Annotated in this window: 8 protein-coding genes; 2 read left to right on the forward strand and 6 right to left on the reverse strand. The window is 50.6% G+C overall.

Annotated features, from left to right (window positions below; all coding sequences use genetic code 11):
- A partial coding sequence (locus tag AC0AP0_RS06065; protein WP_490429720.1) for an MFS transporter occupies positions 1–282 on the forward strand: 282 nt, incomplete at its 5' end.
- A 946-nt stretch (positions 283–1,228) separates the two neighbouring features.
- Here the strand turns inward: AC0AP0_RS06065 and AC0AP0_RS06070 are convergent.
- The 6 genes from AC0AP0_RS06070 to AC0AP0_RS06095 all read right to left on the reverse strand — a co-directional run bounded on the left by AC0AP0_RS06070 (position 1,229) and on the right by AC0AP0_RS06095 (position 7,773).
- Positions 1,229–1,525 (reverse strand): ATP-binding cassette domain-containing protein, encoded by a 297-nt coding sequence (locus AC0AP0_RS06070; protein WP_146210563.1) that lies wholly within the window; start codon positions 1,523–1,525, stop codon positions 1,229–1,231.
- Positions 1,526–1,922: 397 nt separating this feature from the next.
- Entirely contained in the window at positions 1,923–2,216 is a 294-nt protein-coding gene (locus AC0AP0_RS06075; RefSeq protein WP_045924970.1) for an ABC transporter transmembrane domain-containing protein, read from the reverse strand.
- 433 nt (positions 2,217–2,649) lie between these two features.
- Entirely contained in the window at positions 2,650–4,080 is a 1,431-nt protein-coding gene (locus AC0AP0_RS06080; RefSeq protein ID WP_024627010.1) for an ABC transporter permease, read from the reverse strand.
- The gene (locus tag AC0AP0_RS06085) at positions 4,077–4,742 is read right to left on the reverse strand and encodes an ABC transporter ATP-binding protein (protein WP_229281577.1); all 666 of its coding nucleotides are present in this window, start codon (positions 4,740–4,742) and stop codon (positions 4,077–4,079) included. The genes AC0AP0_RS06080 and AC0AP0_RS06085 overlap by 4 nt, the downstream gene beginning before the upstream one ends.
- Positions 4,743–5,071: 329 nt before the next feature.
- Positions 5,072–7,114 carry a protein kinase domain-containing protein gene (locus tag AC0AP0_RS06090; protein WP_490429721.1) on the reverse strand — a complete coding sequence of 681 codons (2,043 nt, stop codon included), beginning with the start codon at positions 7,112–7,114 and terminating at the stop codon, positions 5,072–5,074.
- A 56-nt stretch (positions 7,115–7,170) separates the two neighbouring features.
- The gene (locus AC0AP0_RS06095) at positions 7,171–7,773 is read right to left on the reverse strand and encodes a class III lanthionine synthetase LanKC N-terminal domain-containing protein (RefSeq protein WP_146210512.1); all 603 of its coding nucleotides are present in this window, start codon (positions 7,771–7,773) and stop codon (positions 7,171–7,173) included.
- A gap of 585 nt (positions 7,774–8,358) precedes the next feature.
- Between AC0AP0_RS06095 and AC0AP0_RS06100 the strand changes: the two genes are divergently transcribed.
- The coding region (locus AC0AP0_RS06100) for a hypothetical protein (protein ID WP_490429722.1) at positions 8,359–8,573 on the forward strand (215 nt) is incomplete at its 3' end.

Here is an 8,573-nt window from a genome sequence, read left to right on the forward strand (position 1 = left end):
ACGGCAGTGGGCATGATGTGCTACGCGGGCATCGCTGGCTTGGGCAATGGCATCTATACCTCGGTGGACCAGGCCCTGAATGTTGATGTGCTGCCGAACAAGAACGAAGCTGGTAAGGATCTGGGCATCCTGAACCTGGCCAATACCCTAGGACAGGTCATCGCCCCAGTACTGGTCTCGGTCCTGGTGATCCGTGCCGGGTATGTGTTCATCTTCCCCGTGGCCATCGTCATGGTGCTGATCGGCGCGGCGGTCATCATGCTGATCCGCTCGGTCAAGTAGGGTCGTCTGTCTTCGGGCGTATCGGCATGGAAAGTCGGCTGATACGCCCTGAAGCAAAGAACTTGACGAGCATAGCCTGATTTATGTATATTCTTGGTTCAACTTGGTAAACATCCACGCAGCGTTTTGGTTTGGCCGCCTCTGATTTCTTTCAACAGGCCCTCGAAGCGTTGACTACTCCGTCTCGTTTAGGCTATTAACCAGCGGTCTGATGCCCGGTCCGGCTCCTTAAGCCCGTAGGCGATCAACATCGTCGTGATCATATAGTCATCAAAAAACAGATAGCTGATTGACTGTGCGGAACAGCGAGGGTCATGTCTTGACAATGAGCAATTCCAAGATTTATTCCTGCGTGCCCTGTGTAAGGTTCACGTGCTGTACTCCCAGCTAAACTTTACTGCTAGATATCCCGTGGTCAGTCTAGTAATGACTGCATATCATGCTGGAAACCAAGCAGCCAATAAATGTCATTAAAGATATCTTTAGAGGGCAAGACGATAGTTTGAATCGTCTGTTCCTTTGTTGAGGTGAGAACCTTGCTGCCGGTGGATCGTATTTTCCGCGCATATTTATATATAGCCAAATTATTCACATTGGTATCAAGTTTATTAACAGCAATACATATAGGAGAGTAGAATTGGCAGACAATATTTTCCAAAGGAAACCATTGATAGTTCTATTGGCCAAAACCATGATTCTATTTGACGAAGCGATTGATTGTATTCTCTGTGCCGCCATGACTATTGTCTGCTCCGGGGAATTGGCATGAATGACTTGTGCGACGAGCTCCTCGTTTTTAGCGTCTAAATGGTATGTTGTTTCGTCAAGCAGCATGATCGGCCGCCTTATGGACAACAGCCTTGCCAGGGCCAAGCGATAGCGTTCACCGCTACTCAGCAATACACCGCGTTGCCTGCTGGGGTATCCAATCCATCGAAGGTGTCTCTCACTTTGGCGTGAGGTTCACCTTATTTAAGGCATTCCAGCAGCCTTCATCGGATACGCCGTTCTTGTTCATCGCCAGATTCGTTCTGGAAGAACCGGAATATATGGGGGCATCGTGTTCTATATAGCCGATCAGAGAACGTACATAAGAGGAGCTGAGAGTTGAAAGATCAATACCATTAAAGAGAACATGGCCATGATTTGGCTTATAGAATACCCTTATAAGGGCCAGCATGGTTGATTTGCCCGCTTCGGATGGTCCGACTATCGCGTAGACGACACCGCCTTTCATATGCACGCCCGCTTCATTCAATTGGAGCCCGCCACGATTGTTCCGTGCGTCATCATACGGAATATCAGCATGGTCAAGATCGATGTCAATCTGATCGGAGTTGGTGACCTTCCTTTGGACCCTACTGGATACTGCTCATGCTGATGTCGCATCTTCGGTCGGCATTCTCATTATCGCTTGAATGCTGGAGTTCGCGCCCAACGCTCTGAACAGTCTGCTATATGTCGAAGAAAGTGTCGCCATAGGCGTGGGCATCATTTCTAGGTACATAGAGAAGTTACCAGTTGCTGAACAGTCATCACTCCTTTGGCCACTTGGAAAGCGCCGATTCCCGATACAACCATCAGGCACAACTGCATTAAGGCCATTCCTGATGGCCATATCAGTGACTGCTTCTTTGAAATTAGACGACCGGATGTGCACGCTTGCCTGGCTTCTCGCCGATTTTATTGGTCTCACGCTCCGTGGCGTTGAAGGCCCTGATCCTTTTCAAACTCATCAAAGCATCAGTGGCTGCAGACGTCATATCTCCTATGGCCGTTTGAGCCCCTCTGGAGCAGTCTCGTAATTTTCCGGATAAGACTACCAGTAAACCGACAGTAACAAGACAGGTCGAAAGAGAGATAACGAACATGACGGGACTGATTATGACCATTCCCACACACGCGCCTATGAACACCAGTAAAGTGCCAAACACTTCTGGCAATTATCGGTCAGCAATCGCTTCAGTTCATTTGTATCAGATGAAATAATAGAAATTACGTTGCCTGTATGCGACTGGTCCAGATCTTTGAACGGCAAATGCAGAATATGCATTACTAGAGACCGTCTCATATCGTTCAACAGCAGGTAAGCGTCAAAAGAAGTGATTGCTGCGCCGGACAGAAACACTCCTGCCAACGCTATTAGAGGGGCACTGCGGATCGCATGTTATGCTGCACGCGTCCAAGAATGACATTGACAAGCTGTGGCTGAGCCAGATTTAAGAGGGCGCTCGCTATACTTAGCAGACTAACCGTGAATAAAACACCCTTATGGATTTCAAAAGGCGGGGCACGTCTATCAAAGATGCGGTTTTCTCATTACTATTCCGCTTGTGTGGCGACATTTTCGTCCTTTGTTGGGGGTGGTTACTCACCGACTGCACGTGATATGACCCTCACAGAATCCTCGGAACGCGCGCACAGCGCCTGCACGCCTGTGACGAGGGCGCCTACGACAATAGCGAGGAGTGCGATGACCGCCCAATATCCCCATTGAACGCTTATCTTTGCGCTTCCCAGATATCGTTGCAGCATGAAGGCGGTGCCGCAGGTGCTGAGCAGTGTGATGACGAAGGCGAGCAGCACCGAGGTGACCATCGAAATGAGACCATCGAGGGCTCCCAAAATGCGCAACTGTCCGGTACTGGCACCGGATACGTATGTCAGCGCCAGATCCAGGCGTCGCCCTCGTGCGGTGATCATCAGTCCGGAGATTGCGCCCACCAAAGCGATGATGAGCGCAGGGCCGAGCATGGCCATCAGGTTCGTCAGCATGTGTGGGTTCACGTTCATGGAATGGCCGTTACTGGCGAAATTCTTGAGGCTGTCGGTCAGCGTATGCAACACACCAGAGAAAGTCATGAGCAACGACAAGCCGGCCGTCATGGGAATGATGGTCGCGTTCTGTCGTTGGATCCTCCCAACGGCCTGCTGCCTGGCGAGTTTCCAGGTGCTGAATGGCAGGGGGAGAAGATGCGTCCATCCTTTGGTGAACCAGTGCATGACATAGGGAGCCAGAACAGCCAATGCGAAGATCAGGAGGAACATGCCTCCCATGGAGAACCCAATGAATCCTGTCACTCTGGACTCTATGGGATTCCTGCCGGAAATGTGCGTGGCGAGCTCGCCAGAGTCTATCTTGCGTGTAGCTGTCCCCGGGATGATGAGCGCGCATATCGCTCCCACGAGCAACGATGCGCCTAGCAGAACACGGAATGCGTTCACTTGTCTCGGCGGGTTTTGTGACTGCCGAAGCGCCTCTATCGGCCTGATCTTGGATAGTGTGCGCACGGTCAGCACTGTGCCTGCAAGGACGGCGACTCCGGCAATGGCCAACCCAGTGCCGATGGATGCCAGCAGCTGGGTTGCTTGATACGTCAGTTTCAGCTCGAATGCTCTGGCCAGGAGGTCGAACAGATATGGTGCTGCCAGCGGCGTCAGGAGGGATGACGCTACTGCTGCCAAGATGAATAGGACGATGATGATAGCCAGATTCCCGAAGAGCAGCTGCCAGGGCGTGGCGCCTTGAAGGACCAGCAATGCTAGTTGGTGCCTGCGCTGGTTCAGAGCGGCGGTCACGACCCACAGCATCACGAACACGGCTATGACCACGCTGAACAGCATTGCTGGGCCGGAAAGGTTGGCGCCTAACCCGGCATCCGGTCCGTGGTAAGCGGCATCAATAGCCCTGCGCGCGGCGACGATAGTGCACACAGCGGTCTGGGAAACGATTAGTGACAGCCATACGCCGGCCCATACGGCCGGGGCTGCTTTCAGATCAGAGAGTGCGCCCCTCATATGCGGGCCCCGCTCTCCGTATCAGCGTTCAGCACGTGGCCATCACGGACCTCAACGATCTGGTCGCACTGTCCGGCTACCTCTCCACTGTGGGTCACTATTACTACGGTCCTGCCCGCATCCATAGCCAGACTTTTGAACACCTGCATGACCTTGGCGCCAGATTCCTGATCCAAGGCTCCAGTCGGCTCGTCGGCGAAAATGATATCTGCATCGGAGAGTAGCACTCGTGCAAGCGCGACACGTTGCTGCTCTCCGCCTGAGAGCATCGTCACGCTCCTTTTTTTCTCGTTTGCCAATCCGAAGTACCGCAACATCTCATCCGCTTTTTGCTTGGGGAGTCGACGGCCGCGCAGGGTGAATGGCAGCGCGAGGTTCTCCTCCACCGTCATGCTCGTGATCAGGTTGTAGGACTGAAACACGAATCCCAGATGCCGACGCCGAAACCGAGTGAGCGCGGACGCTCGCATATGCGTGATGTCATGCCCTAGAAGGGAGATGCTTCCGGATGTCGCACGTTCCAATCCCGAAAGGCAGTACAGCAAGGTGGACTTTCCGCTGCCTGAGGGGCCGACAATCCCCGTGATTCTTCCGGGCTCAGCATGGAAGTCGACATGGTCGAGGATGGTGATCGAATCATCCTTCCTCGGAGTCACCGTCATCGTCAATCCATTTGAACTCACTGAAGCACCACTCATCACCGTTCTCCCATCATCGCCGTTCTCGCGACTTATAAATCTTCATCAGAATATTGCTATGGATGCCATACAAGGATGGCGCCCATAGACTTACATGACTGTTGTCCTTGCCATCATCAAGGCAAAAATGACAGCCCATGCCATTTTGGTGAATACGTCATCGCAGTGGCATATTTTTGTGGATCAGTCAGTCGCATGACCACCAGCTCCAGCTGCTATCATGCCCACCGCCGTGGCATGCAAATAGGCTGGCGCCGCTATGGTGAGCGACTTCATCATTCATGGCGATATCGCTATTTTGCAGATCGATAATGTTGTGCATTTTGTCGCCTCCTTTCATATTTAGTGCTATTTTCGATGGTGTTTCCATTTAAAAGATCGTTAGGGCAGACGACTGGCAAGAAAGACCATGGCTTGCCTATAAGGCTGTTTACTGCTGAAATAACGCCAGCTGAGCCTGTCGAATAATCGCAAGAGAGCCTTAGATAGGATTCTCCGGGCAGATACAGGTTGTTATGCCAGATGAGTCCAAACTGATTAAAGCTTTTCCAATGAAGGTCTAGTATTCTTTTGGAATTCGGAATCCATGGCGCTGCCAAGTTTAGTGCAGCAATGATACCGGCTCTGCCATGATACAAACCTGAGAATGCGTACAATGTTGAAGAGCAGGCTTTTATCAACGAATCCCACTCATCGGCAAATAAAGAATCGTCGTGTGCTGCCCTGCGCAGAGCGCAAACAGCAATCAGAATACCCGCAGATCCTTTTTCTAGGTATGGCAATGATCGATTGTATTGGTCCAAGGTGCCTCGCACGCCGAAATCGTCAATAAAGTTGCCGCACAGATCGTTCTTTATACATGCGGTAGCCATGTCGAGATTTATTGAGCTTTTGTCGTTGCAGGTCTGAGATGCGGCTATATTAAGCAATGCAAGCCCGGACCAGCCCTTCAAAAGCCCTTGGTTGGAATCAAAGCTCTTTGTTGTGGCAGCGTCTTTGACGTCGAACAGGAGCGTATTCAGTCGATTGCAGATTTCCAGTCCCTGCTCTGTAAATGAATCGTTCTTTTTGGCATGGCCATATGCGAGCAATGCCAAAGACAAACCCGCAAGGCCAGATTCCAAGCTCAGATCAGAAGCAGACCTACCATACTGCAATGATCTTTCAAGAAGGAATTCCGCTTCTTTATCATGATCGGTTTCGGCATCCAACATGGCAACACCGGTAATGCCCGTGAACAATCCAAAATCTACGTCGGCGCGCTCACTGTCTCTATAGACGGCATCCGTCAGCCATGGGATATCTGTCTTCGGAATCTCTTTTTTCGCTCTGCATAGAGTCAGGAAAACACCCGCGGCCCCTGTCTTGATATTGGCATATGCGAGCCTGTTGCCTTGAGACACATCTGATGGGTAAAGGAAACCTGGTGTCGAATGCCTTGCTGCTTGTATGCCATCGATTAGCTTATCGCTGAACGATAGCAAGTCCATTTTTGTGACGGGTCTGTTTTCAGGGAAACAGACGATTGCCGCATGTGGGGGATCATGGGGAGTGAAAAACACGGGCGTAATTGAGTTTTGCGATGGATAACGATTGTCAACTGCCGTGACTAAATCTCTCGCTTCTATACCGTATTCCCTCTCAAGGCGATTCAGCATTTTCGGCCAGTAATCCGGACTCAGCATCGCTATTGCGCTTGTCGGATAGAACAAACTCGCCAACACTCGCGATACGCCAAACCAGTCTGCTTCCTCTGGAGTGAAGTGAGCGGGGGCCAAATAGCCCATGGCATTGCCAGTTGTGGATTCTTGAGAATTGAGTTGCCGTGCTGATTCAAAATCTATGAATTTTATATCACGACCATCATTTATGACGATGATGTTCGAGGGGTGTATGTCGCCATGTGCGTAGCCGAAGCTATGGATAGTCGTAACCCCATCTATGATTTTCTTACCGAGTTTGATTATCGATTCCTTGTATACGTCACGAGATGACGAGGATCTATCGGAGGTCGGGTAGTGCTCGGCCATCCAATTATTTATCGAGGTACCGTCCAGGTATTCCATTTCTATATAGCGATGTTCCCAGGCCTTAAATCGTCTAATAGGCGTAGGAGCAGTATTGCTCCCATGCAGCAGATTCAGCATGGTCCATTCGTTGTTTAGACGGATGGGAGCTGCTTCATGCCGTTGGTCCAACCCGGCATATGCTCTTGCCTCTTTGAGCAGAGACATATCACCATTGGTTTTCTTGGCGAAGTACACGCCTCCACCATTAGAAAAGTAAATAGGTTCAATTTTCTGATAATCATCAAGCGGAGACGCCAACGTCTCCATATAGGCTCGATATGCCTGGTCCACAGATTTCGGACGATGGATTCTGGAGGAGGGATTTATAAAAAAGGAGCCCTGTGATCCTCTACCAAAAAGCCATCGACATTAGGGATGCATTCGATATTCTTGCCTTCTGTATTCTGCTCGGCAATGGGAACAAACCCGCCGTATCGAAAATATATCGGGCTTCCACCATATCTGATGTCACTCAAAATGTAAGGGCCTTTTTCATCGCCAATAGTCTCCATAAGCGCGGCAACAATTTGATCCAGTTCATCATCCCCGGAAGGATATATCGTCACAAACTTCCCGCTACTGCTACGATTGGCATACTTCGAGTTTGCTTGGAAAAGCTGATTCGGAGAACGTAAAAATTTGAATACTGTTCCCCTCGGTACGCAACAACGAATTGCAGCGGAAAGAATCTTCTCCGCATTTTCAGGAGTGGCTGAGAGATGTATCTTCCAGCCGGCTACTCGTAATCTGCGCTCATTCGTGCCTGCGTACGTCCAAGGGACTGAATGAACGACTGACCAAGATGGCGGTATTTGGGACTCTGCGTGCCAGCCAGTCTGCTCCTCATCTTGCAGTTTTTGGTAGTTCTCAAAGAAGAAGGGGGAATCAGCGCTAATAGCTCCGTAATACTTTTCTTCACCGATCATGTACCCGGACTCCTCTTTGTAGCCGAAGCGTTACATGCACAATATCTTTAGTTCTTAAACTACATCAAATTATATCATGCTGATTCTCGGCGATTTGCGCATTGGAGACTAATACGATTGTTACAACTTCAGAATCAAACAAGTTTTCGATTGACGCCAAAGCCGGCATTCAGAAAACTGCTTGCAAACATTAAAAGATGTTGATGAAAAGGGTTCATTTCCTTTGGAGTCTTCGCGCTACGCCCGCGAAACGGCCTGACGTATGCAGTGCCAGAGTCACAGGAATTGCTGGACGGGCGACAAGGAACTGATGAAGCTGAGAAGGCGGCGCCGCATCACTACCTGCAGATTGTATGGGCTTTGCGAATGCCATGTCGGCAATGTCGCTCGTATGCTGCTTGTATGAGGGATACAAGGCAACCGGGCTTTTCGTTCCCAGACTGGTCCGCAACTAGGTGCTGAGCGGATCAAGTGGAAAACTGACTGGAGACCCCGATCCCAGGTGGGCTGATTCATAGTGTCCGCAGGCTGGCTATGTGGGGGTCGAACGATGACCGCTGCTGGGGCTGGCCAGGCTCAGAAAGTATGAAACGCCTGCTGCTTCGCCCTGGAGCAAAGGCCTTGACGACTTCAGCCGTGTTTATGTATATTATAAATTTAACTTGGCAAGCATCCACGCAACGTTTTGGTCTGGCCGCTTCTGATTTCTTCCAACGGGCCTCTGAAGCGTTGACTACTCCGTGGCATAAGCAGGAGAGTGGCATGACTGGGTTGACCAGCGATCCCAAGCATGAGCAATC

Source organism: Bifidobacterium sp. POST2/T3 (B1) (genome assembly GCF_058197115.1).

What these genes read in the sequence shown, in the direction of transcription:
- AC0AP0_RS06095 (WP_146210512.1), bottom strand. Translation starts at nt 7,773, where the DNA reads ATGATCGGTGAAGAAAAGTATTACGGAGCTATTAGCGCTGATTCCCCC.
- AC0AP0_RS06085 (WP_229281577.1), bottom strand. Translation starts at nt 4,742, where the DNA reads ATGACGGTGACTCCGAGGAAGGATGATTCGATCACCATCCTCGACCAT.
- AC0AP0_RS06090 (WP_490429721.1), bottom strand. Translation starts at nt 7,114, where the DNA reads ATGGAGACGTTGGCGTCTCCGCTTGATGATTATCAGAAAATTGAACCT.
- AC0AP0_RS06080 (WP_024627010.1), bottom strand. Translation starts at nt 4,080, where the DNA reads ATGAGGGGCGCACTCTCTGATCTGAAAGCAGCCCCGGCCGTATGGGCC.